The following is an 18,811-nucleotide window of genomic DNA, read 5'->3' on the forward strand; positions in this document are numbered from 1 at the left end:
GCCTATATATGGAATTAAACATCTGTCATCTTTATCCTGACTTACTTAATGTATATGGAGATGTTGGAAATATATTAATACTTAAACATAGAGCCGAAGAAAGAGGAATAAAGGTTAACTTAATAAATATATCATTAAATGATGAATTTGATTCTGATAACACTGATATACTATTTTTCGGTGGAGGTCAAGATTTTGAACAGTCTATAGTGTCTGATGATTTAAAGACTTTAAAAAAGCCTTCTCTTGAAAAATATATTGAGGATGGTAAATTAGTTATTGCAATTTGTGGTGGTTATCAGCTTCTAGGTAAATACTATATAGCACCAAATGGTGAAAAAATCCAAGGTTTAGGTATCTTAGATATATATACTGAAGGTGGAGATACTCGTTTCATCGGAAATACAGTAATCTATAATGAAGAATTTGATGAAACTTACGTTGGATTTGAAAATCATTCAGGAAGAACTTATATTAATGGATTGAAACCTCTAGGTAAATGCATTCACGGTTATGGAAATAATGGTGAAGATGGTTATGAAGGATGTATTTATAAGAACACCTATTGTAGTTACTTCCATGGTTCTCTTCTATCTAAGAATCCTGAATTAGCTGATAGATTCTTAAATATTGCTTTAAGTAAAAAATATGGTGATATTAAGCTTGAAAAACTTGATGATGAATTAGAACTTAAAGCTAAAAATATAATGATTAACAAATTAAACAATAATAAATAAATTCTAAGGAAATGGGGATATGAACTTGAAAGCAAAAAACTTATTTAAAACACTAGCACTTGCTCTTTCAGTTTCATTATTAGCTCCTTTAGCTAATAAAGTTAGTGCAGAAGATATAAACATTCAAGCTCCAGAAATTATTGGTGAAGCATCAATAACTATGGATATAGATACAGGAGAAGTTATTTATTCTAAGAATGCAGATTTAAAACTTTCACCAGCAAGTACCACAAAATTAATGACTGCACTATTATTTGCAGAAAATAAAAATAGAACAGATACATTAAGTTTTTCTGATACATCATTAAAAGTAACAGAAACTGCTTTAAATAATTATGGATCTGTAAAGGCCGGAGATAAAATTTCTGCTGAAGATACAATGAAAGCTGTTCTTATTTTCTCTGCAAATGATGCTGCATATTTAATGGCTGAATCTGTAGGTGGAACTGTAGATAATTTTGTTAATATGATGAATGAAAAAGCTAAGGAGTTAGGTTTAACAGATACTAATTTTGAAAATCCATCTGGATTAGAAATAGATCCTTTAAACCCAAGCAATACCAACATAAATCAAACTACAGCATATGATTTAGCTAAAATAGGTATAGCTGCTTTTAAAAATGAATGGGTAAAAGATACTATTTCTGCTAAAAATATTAAAACATCTATAACATTATCAGGTAATCCAATGGAACTAGAATCTAGGAATAAAATACTTGGTAAATATAATAATATAGGTGGAAAAACTGGTACTGAAGTATTAGCTGGTCATTGCTTTGTTGGATTTTTTGAAAAAGATGGTAGAGATTTAGTTACTGTTGTTTTAAAATCTGAATATGGTGTGGACGGTACTAATGTATTTAAAGATACTGAAAAAGTAGCAGATTATAGCTATTCAGCCCAAAAAGAAACCTACAAAAATTCTGGAGATGAAGTTGGAACTGTAGATTTAACTTATAAGACTTTTGGATTTTTTGGTGCTGAAAAGCAAATAACTGCTCCTATATATCTAAATCAAGATGTTCAGTATTATAAAAATGATTTTAATGATAAATATGCATCAATTTCATATAATGGTGAAGTTAATAATGCATGGAAGTTTAGTGGAAATAAAGAAGTTACTTTAACTTATTCAACTCCTGGCTACTCACAAGATGTATTGGGAACTATAAAAGTTTCTGCTATGGAGTTAGTAAAAGCTAACTTACCATTATACTTATTATCACTTCTTATTTTAGTGATAGTTTTAATATTAGTTATACTTCTAATAAAAATTATTAGTACTAACAAGAGAAACCGTAGAAGAAGATATTATTAATACTAATTAGCCTATATTAAAACATAAAATTAATAATTAAAAATATAAATTTGCTTCTATAATTCTACATTTTATATTATAAATTTTAAATTTGGGGTTGCTTAGGCAGCTCCATTATTATTACTAAAAATTTATTAAAGAAAGGATTTATTATGAAAAAACAAAATTTTAAAGGTAGTGTAATGCTAAACCCAACTCCAGTTGTTATAGTTACTTGTAAAAATAAAGAAGAGAAAGTTAATGCATTTACTGTAGGCTGGATTAGTACAGTTTGTACAAAAGAGCCTGTATTAGCCATGGGCGTAAGACCTGAACGTCTTTCATATGATTACATAAAGGAAAGTGGAGAATGTGTTATTAATCTTCCTTCAAGAGATATGGTTAAATTCGTTGATTACTGTGGTGTTACTTCTGGCAGAAAAATAGATAAAATTAAGCACTTTGGATATAAATTATCTAAAGGCGTATCTATAAGTACTCCTTCAATAGATTTATCTCCAGTTGCTCTTGAATGTAAAGTAAAAAGTATTACTCCTCTTGGTACTCATGATCTTTTTTTATTAGATGTAATTAATGTTAAAGTAAATGAAGATATAATAGATGAAAATGGCAAAATCTGTTTTAATAAAGCTAATTTAATTTGCTATAATCATGGAGAATACTATGGATTAAATGCTAAACCTTTAGGTTCCTTTGGTTATTCAATAAAGAAGAAAAGAAAGAAAAAATAAATTTAATAATTTCTTGACATATATAAAGAATCTAACTATACTCAATAATGTTACAATCAATTAATTTGGGGGATTTAAGATGTATATATTAACTTATAATGTGAAATTTAGTGATTTAGATAACATAATAGAGTTATTGCAAATTAATGATATATTTAATGTTTTTTATGAAAGTCCTTTAGAAATCACTACTGATGAGTATGGATATGGATATTTAGAAAAAGAAGTTGATACAATTGATATTAAAATTGCTTATGATGAACAATTTGAAAATTTAAATTTATTTAAAGACAAAATCTCTTCATTACTAAATAGTCAGTGTATTTCTCTTGAAGAAATCAATTATAATTATGATACATACGACTTTCCAACCATAAATATTAATGAAAATTGGGTACTAGCATCTCCTGATGAAGATATTTGTGATAAAAACATTAATAAAATATCTTTTATATCTCAAGGAGCTTTTGGTACTGGCTTACATGAAACAACTAAAGATTTATTAAATATAATCTTAACTAAAATAGATTTGCATAACAAAAAAGTCTTAGATATAGGCACAGGCTCTGGCATACTCTCTATTGCCTCTGCAATTATAGGTGCATCAAAGGTAACTGCACTAGATATTAGAGATGTTAGAGATGAAGTTGAGCTTAATTCTTCTCTCAATGGTGTTTATAATATACAAACCTTAGTAGGTGATGCTCTAAATGGTGAAGTTAAAATAGAGGATAAATTTGATTGGATATATATTAATATAGGCGGAGAAGAAACTGAATTGTTTATGGACTTCATAAAAGAACATTTATTACCAGATGGTAAATTACTAGTATCTGGTCTCGTTGAATGGAGTTTTGATAAGGTTCAAGCAATTATTGAAAACCATGGATTTAAATTAACAGATAAATATCAAAGTAACGAATGGATTACTGCAATATTTAATTAAAAGACATAAATAAGGAGCTGTTTTTAAAAACAGCTCCTTATTTATCATATAAGTATCTATAAATATTGTAATTAACCTTCACCTTATTTACATATTTCTTGGTTTCAGGAAAAGGAATATAATCTAAATTTTCTCCGTCTGTAGAATATTCTTCATGACTTAACCATTTATTTACGTTTCCACTTCCACCATTATATGCTGCCAAGACTAAATCTAAATTATTATTAAATTCCTCTTTTAAGTTTTTTAGATACCAGCATCCAATCTTTATATTCAACTCTGGATCAAACATCATTGATGTCATAAAGTAATTAATTCCTATCTCTTTAGCTACCCACTCACCTGTTGTATCCATTATTTGCATTAATCCTTTAGCATCTTTTTTAGATACTGCAGTTTTATCAAAATCGCTTTCTGTTTTAATTACTGCTAATACTAGATATGGATCTAATTCATATTCCTCACTATATTTATTTACATATTCTGCATATTTGTAAGGATACACATACTTTTTCATTGCAAACATAAACCCAAAATAAAATATAAGTATTGCAACTAAAATAGTTATTATACGTTTAAACTTCATTACTTTCTCCTTACTTATTAATTACCTTTAGAAAACCCATTACCTCATCTACTTGCTCCTTTGTTTTTATTAAATCTCCATTATTATCAATAATTATATGAGCATAATCTCTTTTTTTATCTAAAGATAATTGAGCGTTCATTCTATTTATTGCTTCTTCTCTTGATAACCTATCTCTATTTTTTAATCTAACAATTTGAGTATTATTATCAACCCAAACAACTATTATATAATCCATAAATTTATGAAGATCATTTTCTATTAAAGTTGGAGCATCAAGTATTACTATACTTTCTCCTGCCTTTTCATAATTTTCAATTTCATTAAAAATCTCATTTTTTATATAAGGCATTATAATCTCTTCATATTTTTTCCTTTGTTTTGGGAATCTAAAAATATGATTTCCAAATTCCCTTCTTCTAAATTCACCTCTCCAATCAAAAAATCCTGTTCCAAATTCTATTTTAATCTTATCTATTATTTCTGGATATTTTACTAAAACTTCTTTTGCTATATTATCTGCATCGATAACTTTAAAGCCTTTATCTATTAGCATTTTTGAAACAGTACTCTTTCCAGAACCAATTCCTCCAGTTAACCCTATCTTTATCATTATGTTAGGCCTCCCTATTTTGCTTCATACCATGTATTACCAATATTAATATCTACCTCTAAAGGTACATCCATCTTAAGTACATTTTCCATTTCATCTTTTACTAAAGTTTTAACTTGTTCTAATTCATCTTGCTTAACATTTAATATAAGCTCATCATGAACTTGTAATATTATCTTACTCTTTAACTGAAGTTCATTTAGCTTATTATATACATTAACCATCGCTAATTTAATTATATCAGCAGCACTTCCTTGAATAGGGGCATTCATGGCTAATCTTTCTCCTAAGGCTTTAACTATCCTATTAGAAGATTTTATTTCTGGAATAAATCTTCTTCTATTTAATATAGTTATAACAAAGCCTTTTTCCTTTGCTTCTTCAATTAAACTATCTAAATAACCTTTTATATTAGGATATCTATCGAAATATATTTCCATATATTCTGAAGCTTCCTTCTTAGTTATGTGTAAATCTTGAGATAAACTAAAATCACTAATACCATATACTATTCCAAAGTTAACAGCTTTTGCTCTACTTCTCATTAATGGTGTTACTTCTTCTATTGGAACCTTAAATACTTCCGAAGCTGTTTTCCTATGAATATCACTATGATGTTTAAAAGCATCAATCATTTTTTCATCTTGTGACATCTGTGCTAGTACTCTAAGCTCAATTTGTGAATAGTCACAGGATAATAATATATCTCCTTGGTCATCAGGTATAAATACTTTTCTAATTTCTCTTCCCATTTCATATTTTATAGGAATATTTTGAAGGTTAGGCTCTGTGCTAGATAGTCTTCCTGTAGTTGTTACAGTTTGATTAAAAGTTGAATGTATCTTTCCATCAACATCAATAACATTTTTTAAGCCTTCAACATAAGTTGAATTAAGTTTTGTTATTTGTCTATAATAAGTTATTTTAGGTATTATTTCATGCTTATCTTGAAGCTTCTCTAAAACTTCTGCATTAGTTGAATATCCTGTTTTAGTTTTCTTTATAACAGGTAAATCAAGTTTTTCAAAAAGAATTTTACCTAACTGTTTTGGCGAATTTATATTAAATTCTTCTTCAGCTAGCTTAAATATTTCTTTTTCTGTTCTTCTAATCTCTTCTTTAAATTTTACTTCTAAATCATCTAACATTTCTTTATTAACATTAAAACCTAAGGATTCCATTGAAGATAAAACAAAAATTAAAGGATGCTCTACTTTATAATATAATTCTTCCATATTTTCTTCTTTGATTTTTTCATTAAGTATATTATAAATGTCTTCTAACTTACTATTTACCTTGCACTTAATATCATCTTCATTTCCCTTAACATCTTCCCCCAAATATTCATTTACTAAAGATAGAAGATCATAAGAGTTTCTTGCAGAATTTATTAAATATGCTGCTATTGAAGTATCAAATTCAAAACCTGCAATTGATATTCCTAATTTGTTCAATATAGTAATTAAAGGCTTCCCTTCATGAATAACTTTCTTTAATTTATTATTCTCCATTATATTCTTTAATGCTAGATTAGCAGAATTCTCATCACCACTACTAATTTCACTAAACTTAATAAAATAATTTTCTTTATTACATGAAATATAAAGGTTATTTAATGATATTTCAGAATACTTTTCACTATTATTAACTTCGAAAGAAATATATATAGTATCTTCTAATTCATTAGAAAGTTGTGAAAATGAATTTGAATTATCTATATATTTAATATTTATTTCTTCATTTTCCTTATCATCCTCTTCTTCTCCATTGAAAAACTTATCTAATAATGTTCTCATTTGTAATTTAAAAAACATCTTTTTAAGTCCATCTTTATTAAAGGATTCTTGACTTTTTATATCATCTAAATCAAACTCTATTGGAACTTCAGTCATTATAGTTGCTAGCTTTTTGCTAAAAATTGCTTGTTCCTTATATGTCTCTAAATTATCTTTTAACTTTTTACCACTAATACTATCTATATTGTTTAATACTTCCTCTATAGAACCATAAGTTTGGATTAATTTATAGGCAGTTTTTTCTCCAATTCCAGGAACACCAGGAATATTATCTGACTTATCTCCCATAAGACCTTTTACATCTATAAATTGAGTTGGGGTTACTCCAAATTCTTCAATAAAGCTATTATGGTTATATGTAGCTGTTTCTGAAACGCCTTTTTTAGTTATAACTACATTTATATTATCTGAAGCCAATTGAAGAGCATCTCTATCTCCAGTAACTATAAATACTTCTATATTATTTTTTTCTGCATGCTTAGCTAAAGATCCAATAATATCATCAGCTTCAAACCCATCTAATTCATATATAGTTATTGATAATAAATTTAAAATTTCTTTTATTATTGGAAATTGTTCAGCAAGTTCCGGTGGCATTTTCTTCCTACCAGCTTTATATTCTTGATATTCTTTATGTCTAAAAGTAGGGCCTTTCTTATCAAAAGCTGCTACTATATAGTTTGGCTTTAATTCATCTCTCATTTTAAATAGCATATTCACAAAGCCATAAACTGCATTTGTGTGAATTCCTTCAGAAGTTGTAAGCTCCGGAATTGCATAAAATGCTCTATTTAAAAGGGAATTTGAATCTAAAATCAATAATCTCTCCATTTTTTCCTCCAAATTAAGGAATTATTTCCTTAAAGCTATTTTTTATATAAATTATACTATTATTAAGATTATACTATTATTAAGAAAATAAATCATTACATTTTAATTAATATATGAATTTAGAAAATACTTAAATCCAATTCATTAGAAAAGTCTTTAATTAATTTAAGTCCTGCAATACTATTTCCTTTTTCATCTAATGATGGTCCGTAAATCCCAATTCCAAACTTTCTTGGAACAGTTGCAATTATGCCGCCACCTACTCCTGATTTTGCTGGAATACCTACATTTACAGCAAATTCACCTGATGCATCATACATTCCACAAGTAACCATTATAGTTTTTACTATTCTACAAACTTCCTTCGGTATTATTTTTTCATTTGTCCAAGGAATTACTCCATCATTTGCTAATACAGCACCAAATCTAGCTAAGTCCTTAGCTGTTAATTCTATAGAACATTGCTTAAAATATAATTCTAGAATTTCTTCCACATTTCCTTCTAAAACTCCTGTACTTTTCATAAAATATGCTAAAGCTCTATTCCTATTTCCAGTTTCTTTTTCAGATAAATATACTTCTTCGTTTACATCTATATATTTGTTATTAGTTACTGTCCTCATAAAATCAAGTATTTTTTCTAATTTTTCTTCTACATTTCTACCATCTATTAATGAGGTTGTAACTATTGCACCTGCATTAATCATTGGATTATATGGCTTTCCACTATCACTAGCTTCTAAATTAACTATAGAATTAAAGCCCATTCCAGTTGGCTCCACATCAACCTTTTTAAATACATTATATCTTCCATTATCTCTTATAGCCAAAATTAAAGAAACTATTTTAGAAATACTTTGCATAGTAAACTTTTTATCATAGTCTCCTGAATAATATTCTTTACCTTTTGAATCTACAACATATATTCCAAGGTCATCTGCATTTGCCTTTGACAATGCTGGTATATATGATGCAACATTCCCTTCTTTTCCATATACTCTATTCTTTTCTACTAGTGTATTTAATAAACTAAACATTAAATTTCACCTCTTATTATCTTTCGTTTATAGCAATATATATTATATTAATAATTATTATGATACACAAGAAAATTTATACTTATTTATTTTAACTAGACTAATTTACTATATTATGTAAGAATAAATATATAAAAAATACTAATAAATAATATAATATAATATGAGGTGATTTCGATGGATATGACAAAAATGTTAGAAAAATACGCTAAACTAGCTGTAAAAAAAGGTGTTAACTTGCAAAAGAATCAAGTTTTATTAGTAAATGCACCTATTGAATGTGTAGATTTTGCAAGAGCTATTGCTAAGGTTGGATATGAAGAAGGAGCAAAAGAAGTTGTTGTTCACTATGGAGATCAAAGTCTTCAAAGACTTAAATTAGAAAATGCATCTATTGATACATTAAAAGAAGTACCTAATTGGGTAGCTGAATCTTACAACTCTTATGTAAGAGAAGGCTGTTGCGTAATTTCAGTTTCTGCATCAGATCCTGATGCTTATAAAGGAATTCCAATGGAAAAAATATCAGCTTTCCAAAAAAGCAGACAATTAGCTTTAAAAGATTACTATGATTATTCAATGTCAAATAAAATTCGTTGGACTGTTGTTTCAGTTCCAACAGAAGCTTGGGCACTAAAAGTTTTTAAAGATTCAAATTCTAAAGAAGCTGTAGATAAATTATGGAACGTAATCTTTGATGTTGTAAGATTAAATAATGATGATCCAATAAAAGCATGGGAAGAACATAATAATAACATAGCAAAAAAATTAGAATTCCTAAACAAATATAAGTTTAAAAAATTACATTATACAAACTCACAAGGAACAGATTTAACTATTGAACTTCCAGAAGATCACATATGGCTTGGTGGTTCTGAAAAATGCAATTCTGGAATAGAGTTTAACGCTAATATGCCTACTGAAGAAGTATTTACATTACCTAAAAAGAATGGTGTTAATGGTACTGTTACATCCTCTAAGCCATTAAGTTATAGTGGTAATTTAATTAATAATTTCTCATTAACTTTTAAAGATGGTAAAGTAGTTGATTATAAAGCTGAAGAAGGCTATGATACCTTAAAAGAATTATTAGAAAGTGATGAAGGTTCAAAGTATCTAGGTGAAGTTGCTTTAGTACCTTTTGACTCTCCTATATCTAATTCAAATATAATTTTCTATAATACTTTATTTGATGAAAATGCAGCTTGTCATTTAGCTTTTGGTAAAGCATATCCAACATGTATAGTTAATGGTGATAATTTAACTACTGAAGAGTTAATTAATAAAGGAGCTAATGACTCAATTATTCATGTTGACTTTATGATAGGTACAAAAGATTTAGATATTACAGGTATTACTTCAGATAATAAGGAAATGAAGATATTTACTAAGGGTAATTGGGCATTCTAATTAACTAAAAAACTACTATAAGCCCTAAATTGAGTAATAAAAATGTAAAAATATATAAGAAACTCCTATGGTAGTTTCTTATATATTTTCTTATAATGTTTTTATTTATATGAATCTACAATATATTAATTTATATTAAATCTTCTAATGTATATTTTGAAAACTCATTAATAAACTTATTTTGTGCATTATTCATTATTCTTTTTATCTTACACTCAGATATCATATACTGGCATACCTCATCTTTATCAAAACACTCAAATATACTTAAGTTTTTTTCTGTTATTTTAACTATATCATATATATTTATATCTTCTGGCTCTATGTTAAGGATAATCCCACCATATCTTCCCTTCGTGGATAGAATCACTCCACTTTTCGCCAGTTTCCAGACTACCTTTCTTAAATGACTAATAGGTATTTCTAATTCATTGGATAAATCTTCTACTCTAAAAAATTTATTTCTATTCTTTGCTAAACAAATTAAAACTCTAAATGAATAATAAGTAAACTTAGATAAATACATATAATATTCCCCCATTATCACAATATAGATAATTCTTAAGTTATAGGCAATTTAAATTCATTCAATTGTTTTTTGGACTTTCTACTTATAAAATAAAACCTCCCGAAAACATTATTAATATAATTTTTTCAAGGAGGTTATTCATTAACTAAATATTAAATTTTTGACTCTTAACTTTATAATTAATTGTCTTCACTTCTTGGATTATTTTTTCCTAATTTCCTAGATTCCTTTGAATAACCAACTTCATCAGCTGTTTCTACTTTCATCTTTTTTAATTCTGCTTTTGTCTTTTGTCCAGCTTTCTTATTTTTCTTTGAATTTTTATTATTTTTATGAGACATAAAAACACCTCCAATTATAGTTTTAATTGATAAGGTATTTTTTATTCTAGGAAAAAGTTACTATTGTTACAGCTCTTCCATTAGATATTATAGATTTTTTCTAATCTATTTCTTATTTCTTTTATAAATTCAGCTGAATTACTTACCTTAATATTATCTAATTCAGATAATAAAGCTAAATCTTTAGTCATAACTCCTTCATTAATTGTTTTTATAGAAGCCTTTTCTAAATTATTTGCAAATTCAATTAACTCACTATTATTATCAAGTTCTCCTCTTTTTCTCAAAGCTCCTGACCATGCAAATATAGTTGCAATAGAATTAGTTGAGGTTTCTTTGCCTTCTAAATGATTATAATAATGTCTTTGAACTGTTCCATGAGCAGCTTCGTATTCATAATAACCTTCTGGGGAAACTAAAACTGAAGTCATCATAGCTAAAGATCCAAAAGCAGTAGCTACCATATCACTCATTACATCACCATCGTAATTTTTGCAAGCCCATATGTAACCACCCTTTGATTTTATAACTCTGGCTATAGCATCATCTATTAATGTATAGAAATATTCTATATTAAGCTCTTCAAACTTCTCTTTATATTCTTTATCAAATATTTCTTGGAAAATATCTTTAAAAGTGTGATCATATTTTTTTGAAATAGTATCCTTTGTTGCAAACCATAAATCTTGTTTAGTATCTAATGCAAAATTAAAACAACTTCTTGCAAAGCTTTCAATAGATTTATTTAAGTTATGCATTCCTAAAACTACTCCATCTCCATTGAAGTTATGAATTAATTCTCTCTTTTCTTCACCATCTTCATTTGTAAATACAAGTTCTGCTTTTCCTTTGCCTTCAATTTTCATTTCTACATCCTTATAAACATCTCCATAAGCATGTCTTGCTATTGTTATTGGCTTTTCCCACGTTCTAACATAAGGTTTAATAGAGTCAACTATAATAGGTGCTCTAAAAACTGTACCATCTAAAATAGATCTTATAGTTCCATTTGGACTTTTCCACATTTCTTTTAAATTATATTCTTTCATTCTAGCAGAATTTGGAGTAATAGTTGCACATTTCACTCCTACTCCATATTTCTTTATAGCTTCTGCAGCTAAAATAGTAACTTCATCATTGGTTTCGTTTCTATACTCTAATCCCAAATCAAAGTACTCAGTTTTTAAATCAATAAATGGATATAACAATTCCTCTTTTATAATGCCCCATAAGATTCTTGTCATTTCATCTCCATCCATTTCAACTAATGGATTTATCATTTTAATCTTTTCCATTATTAGCCCCCTTATTTAACTTTTTTGTTAAATAAATTATACCTTATAAGATAGTCTTTTACAATTATCTTTTACATTCTAAAAGAATATACTAATAAGAATTATTGCAAAAGTAATCTGAGCAACTCCAACTATTCCACCATAAGCCATAGCTTTAGGTCCTTCTTTTACCAAATCTGAAATTTTAACTCTCATTCCAATACCAGCAAGAGCTATTATTTCAAAATTCCCACTAATCCACTTAAATCCTTTTGAAATTGGTTGTGGAATTAATCCAACTGTATATAATACACAAATAATAAAGAATCCAGTTATAAACCATGGAATATTTATTTTTCTTTTTTTATTAACTTTAATTTTATTATCACTTTCTTTTATTTCTTTAGTACTATTTAAATATATTTTTTCATATACTAAAACTACTGCCACAAGCATTATTATTCTTATTATTTTAAAAACAGTAGCTAACTTCACTACATCATCAGAAACAAATTTTGCTGATCCTATTACTTGACCTACAGATTGAAGGACTCCTCCCATCATTGCAGATGTTTGTAAAGTTTCATGATTATATAATACTAATGTAATTGTTGGCAATAAAATCATAAGTATTGTTCCAACAACATTTACTATAGTTATAGAAATAACTTTATCAGAGTCTTTTGCCTTTATTACAGGTGCAGTAGCTCCTATGGCAGAAGATCCACAAACTGCATTTCCAGAAGCCATAAGCAAACAATATTCTTTATTGAAACTTAACTTTCTTCCCACCCAATAAGCTAATAATAGCGTTAATGTCATTTGTAAAATAATAAAAATAAGACCACTAAATCCTAGTGATAATATTTCACTTAAATTTATATTTGCTCCCATTAAAACTATTGAGTAGTTTAAAAGATCCTTTTCTGCAAATTTAGTTCCTTTATCATACTTTTTTTCTTTAAAGAAAGTATTTCCAAGAAATATTCCTATAAATATTGCAAAACTTGCAGCACCAACTGTTGAAAAATTATTTCCTAGTACTTCAGCTACTATTCCAATAATAATACAAACAATTATACCAGGTAAAACATTCCTTATTTTATTCAAACTAAACACCTCTTTATTTATCAATTATTTACCTGAAAATTATTATATATATTATTTGCTTAAAAGAAAAATATTATTATATTATAATTATAATAACTATTTACTTATATATTTCTTTGAATATTCAATAAAGGCCTTCATATTATTTGAAACAAATTTATCACTATGTAAAATTAAAAATAAATCCCTTTCTATCCTACCTTCATTTAACCTAAACATATAAAGCTCTTTACTTTTAACTTTATCTTTTACTACAGTATATGAAAGACATCCTATACCTAAGTTTGCTTCTACAGTTTTCTTAATTGCTTCAGTGCTTCCTAATTCTAGAAAAGTATTAAACTTTATTTTATTTCTCTTAAGAAATTGCTCTGTGTGTTCTCTTGTTCCACTTCCAACTTCTCTCATAATTAATTTTTGCTTTTCAATTTCTTTTCCTTGAATTTCTTTATATTTCTTTAGGCTATTTTTTTCTCCACAAATAAATACTAATTCATCCTTCCATATAACTTCTTTTGATATTTCTTCAGAATTAATCTCCCCTTCAACAAAGGCGAAATCAACTTTATTTTCTAATATTAACTGTTCAATATGTTTTGTATTTTCAATAATTAATGATATTTCTATATCCTTAAATTTGCTTGAAAATTCCTTTATTATTTCTGGTAGTATGTATATACCTATGGTTGTGCTTGCACCTATTGTTAATTTTCCTTTTTCATTTAAATTTATATCTCTAATAGTTTTTACACTTTCATCATATAAATTTAATATTCTTCTAGTATAATTTAAAAAAGCTTCTCCCTCATGAGTTAAGTATAATTTTTTCCCTATTCTATCAAATAATTTTACTTCTAATTCTAATTCTAATTCATTTATACTTTGACTTATTGAAGGCTGGCTAATATACATTTCTTTTGCAACCTTTGTCATATTTAAATACTTAGCAGTTTCATAAAATATCTTAAGCTTTCGAAAATTCATGTTTTGTTTACCTCTTTATATAGTAAAAACTCAGCAAAGGCTGAGTTTTTACTAAATTTATTTAATTTATTTATTTACATCTTCATATTCAACATCAATAACTTCTCCAATAGTATTATCAATATCACTTATTTTACTATCATAGTTTGATTTATATTCATTAGTATACTTACTATTGGAGTTAGTACTTTTCCTTCTATCTATATAACCTTTAACTTTAAAAATTATATAAATTACTACTAAAACTGGAATTAAATAAACTAAAAGACTAATTGCTAAATATCCCACTATACCAATTACTAATATAGAGCCAACAATATATAACCACGTTTTAATTTTATCATTCATTTTAATTTACCTCTTTATTTTAATAATATTATTTTTCTCCACCTTGGAGTTATTATACCATAGGCAAATTATTATTTCAACAAGAGATATATAATATTTCTTTAAAAGGTTATAGATACTATTTATTTCATTTTTAATTTCCCCATATAAATAATAGTAATTTAGCAATCAACATCAATACTATCATAGTAACAAATACAACTGGTAGTATAACAAGATATTGAGAAATCATTATGGAAACTAAATCTTTAAACCTAGGTTTTTCATTAAATTCATTCTCTTTATTTTGTCTTACTACTTTATTTATATTTTCTTTTTTATTATTAAGTCTAAACATTCTTTCTCCTTCATTTACACTAAATGACAAGCTACAAAATGTTCTCCACCAACATTTTTATATTCTGGTTCTATTTCCATGCATCTTTTTTCTGCATATGGACATCTTGTATGGAATTTACATCCCTTTGGTGGATTTGAAGGACTTGGTATATCACCTGTAAGTATTATTCTATTCCTCTTAACTGTTGGATTTGGTATAGGTATAGCAGAAAATAATGCTTTTGTATATGGATGTAATGGATTCTTATATATTTCTTCTTTCGGCGCCTTTTCAACTAGATTTCCAAGATACATTACTCCAACTGATGTACTTAAATGTTCAACAACTCCTAAGTCATGAGAAATAAACATATAAGTTAAGTCCTTCTTTTCTTGTAAATCAGATAAAAGATTTATAATTTGAGCTTGAATAGACACATCTAAAGCTGATACTGGTTCATCTAAAACCATAAAAGATGGATTTAATGCTAATGCTCTTGCAATACCAATTCTTTGTCTTTGTCCACCTGAAAATTCATGTGGATATCTATCTATTTGATATTCAGCCAAACCACATATCTTCATAGTTTCAAGTACAACATCTCTAATATCTTTTTTAGAAACAATCCCATGATGAATAAGTGCTTCTCCAATTGATTCACCAACTGGCATTCTAGGATTTAATGATGAATATGGATCTTGAAAGACAATTTGCATATCTGTCCTTAATTTTCTCAAGTCATTTTTCTTTAAAGCATGTATATCCTGTCCCTTATAGAATACATTTCCTGCAGTTTTATCCAAAAGTCTTAGTATTACTCTTCCTGTTGTACTTTTTCCACAACCCGATTCTCCTACAATTCCTAGAGTTTCTCCTTTTTTAATAGAAAAGCTTACACCATCAACAGCCTTAACATTACCAATTGTTTTTTGCATTATTCCACCCTTAATAGGGAAATATTTCTTTAAAGATTCAACTCTTAAAATTTCTTCATTCATTCTTATTCCCCCTCATATTTAAAACATGCTACTTTATGGCCATCTTCTATAAGTTTTAACGCAGGTTGACCTGATTTACATTTATCAAAACAAAATTCACATCGTTCACTAAAATAACAATTTTCAGGCATCCCTATAGGACTCGGAACTTGTCCAGGAATTGAATAAAGTCTATCTTGATACTGATTTAATATAGGTTTTGATTTTAATAGACCAACTGTATATGGATGACTTGGATTACTAAATATAGCATTTACAGGTCCTTCTTCTATAACTTTTCCAGCATACATTACAACAACATAATCAGCCATTTCAGCAACAACACCTAAATCATGAGTTATCAATAATATTGCTGTATCCATTTTTTCTTTTATGTCTCTCATTAAGTCTAAAATTTGAGCTTGAATTGTAACATCTAATGCAGTTGTTGGCTCATCTGCTAACAATAATTTCGGATTACAACTTAAAGCCATAGCTATCATTATTCTTTGTCTCATTCCTCCACTTAGCTCATGAGGATATCTATCAACAACTTTTTCAGCATCAGATATTCCTACTAAAGATATCATTTCAATAGCTACTTTTTTTGCTTCTTCTTTATTAACCTTTCTATGTAGCATTACTGATTCCATTATTTGTTTACCAACAGTAAATACTGGGTTTAAAGAAGTCATAGGTTCTTGAAATATCATTGATATTTCATTTCCTCTTATACTTCTAATTTCATCATCTGAAAGTTTTAATATATCTTTTCCATTATAAATAATCTCGCCATCAACTATTTTGCCTGGAGACTCAACAAGCCTCATTAAGCTCATAGCAGTAACACTTTTCCCACATCCTGATTCTCCAACAACGCAAACTACTTCACCTTTTTTAATCTTAAAACTTACATCATTAACTGCCTTAACTGTACCAGCTTCTGTATAAAAATAAGTTTTTAAATTCTTAAATTCTATTAAATCCTTCATAATCTCCCTCCACTACTTCTTTAGTTTTGGATCAAGAGCATCTCTTAAACCATCGCCTAATAAGTTTATAGCCATAACAGTTAAGAAAATACATACTCCTGGTGGTACCCAAAGCCAAGGTCTTTGCATTAAATCTATAAAATTATTTACAGATTGTATCATGTTTCCCCAAGAAGCAGCTGGTGGCGTTACTCCCATTCCTAAATAACTTAATGCTGATTCTGTCATTATAGCAGAACCTATGCTTAATGTTGCTGATACTATTATTTGTGGTATTACATTTGGAATTAAATGCTTAAATATTTGTCTTGAGTCTCTAAGCCCTAAGGCCTCTGCAGCCTGCATAAATTCTTGTTCCCTTAATGATAAAATTTGTCCTCTAACAAGTCTAGCTATGCCTGGCCATGATAAAACTCCAATTATTAACATAACATAAAATATTCTTATATCTGCTCCTATATTTAAATCTGACATTATAGCTCCTAATATGATTAATATAGGTAAAAATGGTATACATAAGAAAATATCAACTACCCTCATAATTATTGTATCAACCCAGCCTCCATAATATCCGGCTATAGCACCTAAAGCTCCACCTATAATTATTTCTATAATAACAGCTACAAAACCAACTAACAAAGATATTCTTCCTGCATACATAAGTCTAGTTAATATATCTCTACCTAATATGTCAGTTCCTAATAAATAATAAGAACTAGGAGGTTGTTTTTTCATAGCAAAATTCATTGTATCAGAAGTATACGGAGTAAAAAATGGTCCTAAAAATGAAAATAAAACCATAAAAATTAATATTCCAAGTCCAACCATTGCTAACTTATTTTTTTTAAGTCTTCTAATAACCAATCTCCACGGAGATAATGATTGTGATTTATCTATAACTACTTCTTCCAGCTTATTTTTTTCTAATTTAGTACTCATAAACATTACCCCCTATTTCAATCTAATTCTAGGATCTACCAATGCATAAGAAATATCAGCAATTAAGCTTCCTGCTAAAGTAAGTAAAGCAACTAACATATTAAAAGCCATTAAAAACGGAAAATCTCTTGCATTCAAACAATCAAAAGCTATTTTTCCAATTCCTGGCCAAGCAAATATTGTTTCTGTTATCATAGCTCCAGTAAATAAACCTGGCAATGATAATCCTAATATTGTTACAATTGGAATTAATGCATTCCTTAATGCATGTTTGTAAATAACTACAGATTCCTTTAATCCCTTAGCCCTTGCTGTTCTTATATAATCTTGTCTTATAACTTCTAACATACTTGTTCTTGTGTACCTAACTAGTGAACCTACTTGTGTAACTGTAAGTACTAAGAATGGCAATGCCATATGATATAATACATCAAGAAAATATTTGATTCCTGTAGCAGAACTTCCAGTAGTGGTCATTCCACCTACCGGGAAAATTTTAAAATCAAAAGCTAATAGTTTTATGAACATAAGTCCTAAGAAAAAAGAAGGAAGTGAAATACCAATTAATGCTAAAACCGTGAAAAATCCATCCACAAATGAATATTGTTTTGTAGCTGAAACAACTCCTATTGGAACGGCAATTATAATACTAGCAATTAAAGATGCTAAAGCTAGAAAAAATGAGTTCCATACATAAGTATTTATTACACTAACAACAGGTTGTTTAAACTTTAATGAATCACCAAAGTTTCCAGTTGCAGAGTTTTTCATCCATGTAAAATATCTAGTTACTACAGGTTGATCTAAACCCATACTTTCTCTAAGCTCTTGTTTTTTTGCTTCAGTCATATTTGCATTTCCTTTACTACTAACATAATCTCCAGGAGCCTTTGCAATTATAAAAAATACGATTACAGATACTCCAATCAAGACTATTATCATTTGAAGAAATCTTCTAACTATATAAGTAATCATTTTTTCTCCTTTCCATAT

The 18,811-nt window shown here is 27.7% G+C and carries 20 protein-coding genes; 5 read left to right on the forward strand and 15 right to left on the reverse strand.

Annotated features, from left to right (window positions below):
* Positions 1 to 8 precede the first annotated feature (8 nt).
* The 4 genes from ACQRD5_RS02720 to ACQRD5_RS02735 all read left to right on the forward strand — a co-directional run bounded on the left by ACQRD5_RS02720 (position 9) and on the right by ACQRD5_RS02735 (position 3,732).
* Positions 9 to 737, forward strand: coding sequence for a type 1 glutamine amidotransferase (locus tag ACQRD5_RS02720; protein WP_291625772.1), 729 nt, complete (start codon positions 9 to 11; stop codon positions 735 to 737).
* Positions 738 to 756: 19 nt separating this feature from the next.
* A complete protein-coding gene (locus tag ACQRD5_RS02725; protein ID WP_294167252.1) occupies positions 757 to 2,055 on the forward strand; it encodes a D-alanyl-D-alanine carboxypeptidase family protein in 1,299 nt (432 codons plus the stop codon).
* 152 nt (positions 2,056 to 2,207) lie between these two features.
* On the forward strand, positions 2,208 to 2,786 hold the full coding sequence (locus tag ACQRD5_RS02730; RefSeq protein WP_291625768.1) for a flavin reductase family protein: 579 nt from the start codon (positions 2,208 to 2,210) through the stop codon (positions 2,784 to 2,786).
* Between the two features lie 79 nt (positions 2,787 to 2,865).
* The gene (locus tag ACQRD5_RS02735; RefSeq protein ID WP_291625766.1) at positions 2,866 to 3,732 is read left to right on the forward strand and encodes a 50S ribosomal protein L11 methyltransferase; all 867 of its coding nucleotides are present in this window, start codon (positions 2,866 to 2,868) and stop codon (positions 3,730 to 3,732) included.
* Between the two features lie 37 nt (positions 3,733 to 3,769).
* On the opposite strand, the gene ACQRD5_RS02740 is transcribed toward ACQRD5_RS02735, so the two are convergent.
* The 4 genes from ACQRD5_RS02740 to glsA form a co-directional block, all read right to left on the reverse strand.
* Complete coding sequence (locus tag ACQRD5_RS02740; protein WP_291625764.1) at positions 3,770 to 4,318, reverse strand: lytic transglycosylase domain-containing protein; 549 nt, start codon at positions 4,316 to 4,318, stop codon at positions 3,770 to 3,772.
* Between the two features lie 10 nt (positions 4,319 to 4,328).
* On the reverse strand, positions 4,329 to 4,931 hold the full coding sequence (gene coaE, locus ACQRD5_RS02745; protein WP_291625762.1) for a dephospho-CoA kinase: 603 nt from the start codon (positions 4,929 to 4,931) through the stop codon (positions 4,329 to 4,331).
* Positions 4,932 to 4,945: 14 nt separating this feature from the next.
* Positions 4,946 to 7,558 carry a DNA polymerase I gene (gene polA, locus ACQRD5_RS02750; RefSeq protein ID WP_291625760.1) on the reverse strand — a complete coding sequence of 871 codons (2,613 nt, stop codon included), beginning with the start codon at positions 7,556 to 7,558 and terminating at the stop codon, positions 4,946 to 4,948.
* A gap of 119 nt (positions 7,559 to 7,677) precedes the next feature.
* Positions 7,678 to 8,595 carry a glutaminase A gene (gene glsA / locus ACQRD5_RS02755; RefSeq protein WP_291625758.1) on the reverse strand — a complete coding sequence of 306 codons (918 nt, stop codon included), beginning with the start codon at positions 8,593 to 8,595 and terminating at the stop codon, positions 7,678 to 7,680.
* Positions 8,596 to 8,772: 177 nt separating this feature from the next.
* Between glsA and ACQRD5_RS02760 the strand changes: the two genes are divergently transcribed.
* Positions 8,773 to 10,005, forward strand: coding sequence for an aminopeptidase (locus tag ACQRD5_RS02760; protein WP_427746504.1), 1,233 nt, complete (start codon positions 8,773 to 8,775; stop codon positions 10,003 to 10,005).
* A 130-nt stretch (positions 10,006 to 10,135) separates the two neighbouring features.
* On the opposite strand, the gene ACQRD5_RS02765 is transcribed toward ACQRD5_RS02760, so the two are convergent.
* From ACQRD5_RS02765 to ACQRD5_RS02815, 11 genes are all read right to left on the reverse strand, one after another.
* Positions 10,136 to 10,531, reverse strand: coding sequence for an RrF2 family transcriptional regulator (locus ACQRD5_RS02765; protein WP_291625756.1), 396 nt, complete (start codon positions 10,529 to 10,531; stop codon positions 10,136 to 10,138).
* Positions 10,532 to 10,713: 182 nt separating this feature from the next.
* Positions 10,714 to 10,875 carry a small, acid-soluble spore protein, alpha/beta type gene (locus ACQRD5_RS02770; RefSeq protein WP_291625751.1) on the reverse strand — a complete coding sequence of 54 codons (162 nt, stop codon included), beginning with the start codon at positions 10,873 to 10,875 and terminating at the stop codon, positions 10,714 to 10,716.
* An 80-nt stretch (positions 10,876 to 10,955) separates the two neighbouring features.
* On the reverse strand, positions 10,956 to 12,170 hold the full coding sequence (locus tag ACQRD5_RS02775; RefSeq protein ID WP_291625749.1) for an NADP-dependent isocitrate dehydrogenase: 1,215 nt from the start codon (positions 12,168 to 12,170) through the stop codon (positions 10,956 to 10,958).
* A gap of 78 nt (positions 12,171 to 12,248) precedes the next feature.
* Positions 12,249 to 13,259, reverse strand: coding sequence for a YeiH family protein (locus tag ACQRD5_RS02780; protein WP_291625748.1), 1,011 nt, complete (start codon positions 13,257 to 13,259; stop codon positions 12,249 to 12,251).
* Positions 13,260 to 13,355: 96 nt separating this feature from the next.
* The gene (locus ACQRD5_RS02785; RefSeq protein WP_291625747.1) at positions 13,356 to 14,243 is read right to left on the reverse strand and encodes a LysR substrate-binding domain-containing protein; all 888 of its coding nucleotides are present in this window, start codon (positions 14,241 to 14,243) and stop codon (positions 13,356 to 13,358) included.
* Positions 14,244 to 14,309: 66 nt separating this feature from the next.
* Positions 14,310 to 14,591 carry a hypothetical protein gene (locus ACQRD5_RS02790; RefSeq protein ID WP_291625746.1) on the reverse strand — a complete coding sequence of 94 codons (282 nt, stop codon included), beginning with the start codon at positions 14,589 to 14,591 and terminating at the stop codon, positions 14,310 to 14,312.
* Between the two features lie 133 nt (positions 14,592 to 14,724).
* Positions 14,725 to 14,928: a hypothetical protein gene (locus ACQRD5_RS02795; RefSeq protein ID WP_320628310.1), complete on the reverse strand. Its 204-nt coding sequence runs from the start codon at positions 14,926 to 14,928 to the stop codon at positions 14,725 to 14,727.
* Positions 14,929 to 14,942: 14 nt separating this feature from the next.
* On the reverse strand, positions 14,943 to 15,908 hold the full coding sequence (locus ACQRD5_RS02800) for an ABC transporter ATP-binding protein (protein ID WP_308780401.1): 966 nt from the start codon (positions 15,906 to 15,908) through the stop codon (positions 14,943 to 14,945).
* A 2-nt stretch (positions 15,909 to 15,910) separates the two neighbouring features.
* Complete coding sequence (locus ACQRD5_RS02805; protein WP_291625789.1) at positions 15,911 to 16,882, reverse strand: ABC transporter ATP-binding protein; 972 nt, start codon at positions 16,880 to 16,882, stop codon at positions 15,911 to 15,913.
* 9 nt (positions 16,883 to 16,891) lie between these two features.
* Positions 16,892 to 17,818, reverse strand: a complete 927-nt coding sequence (opp4C, locus tag ACQRD5_RS02810; RefSeq protein WP_291625742.1) for an oligopeptide ABC transporter permease — start codon at positions 17,816 to 17,818, stop codon at positions 16,892 to 16,894.
* 12 nt (positions 17,819 to 17,830) lie between these two features.
* On the reverse strand, positions 17,831 to 18,793 hold the full coding sequence (locus ACQRD5_RS02815; RefSeq protein ID WP_320901802.1) for an ABC transporter permease: 963 nt from the start codon (positions 18,791 to 18,793) through the stop codon (positions 17,831 to 17,833).
* Positions 18,794 to 18,811: the final 18 nt, after the last annotated feature.

Origin of the sequence: Clostridium sp. SGI.024 (genome assembly GCF_050315195.1) — a bacterium.
Classification (GTDB): domain Bacteria; phylum Bacillota; class Clostridia; order Clostridiales; family Clostridiaceae; genus Clostridium.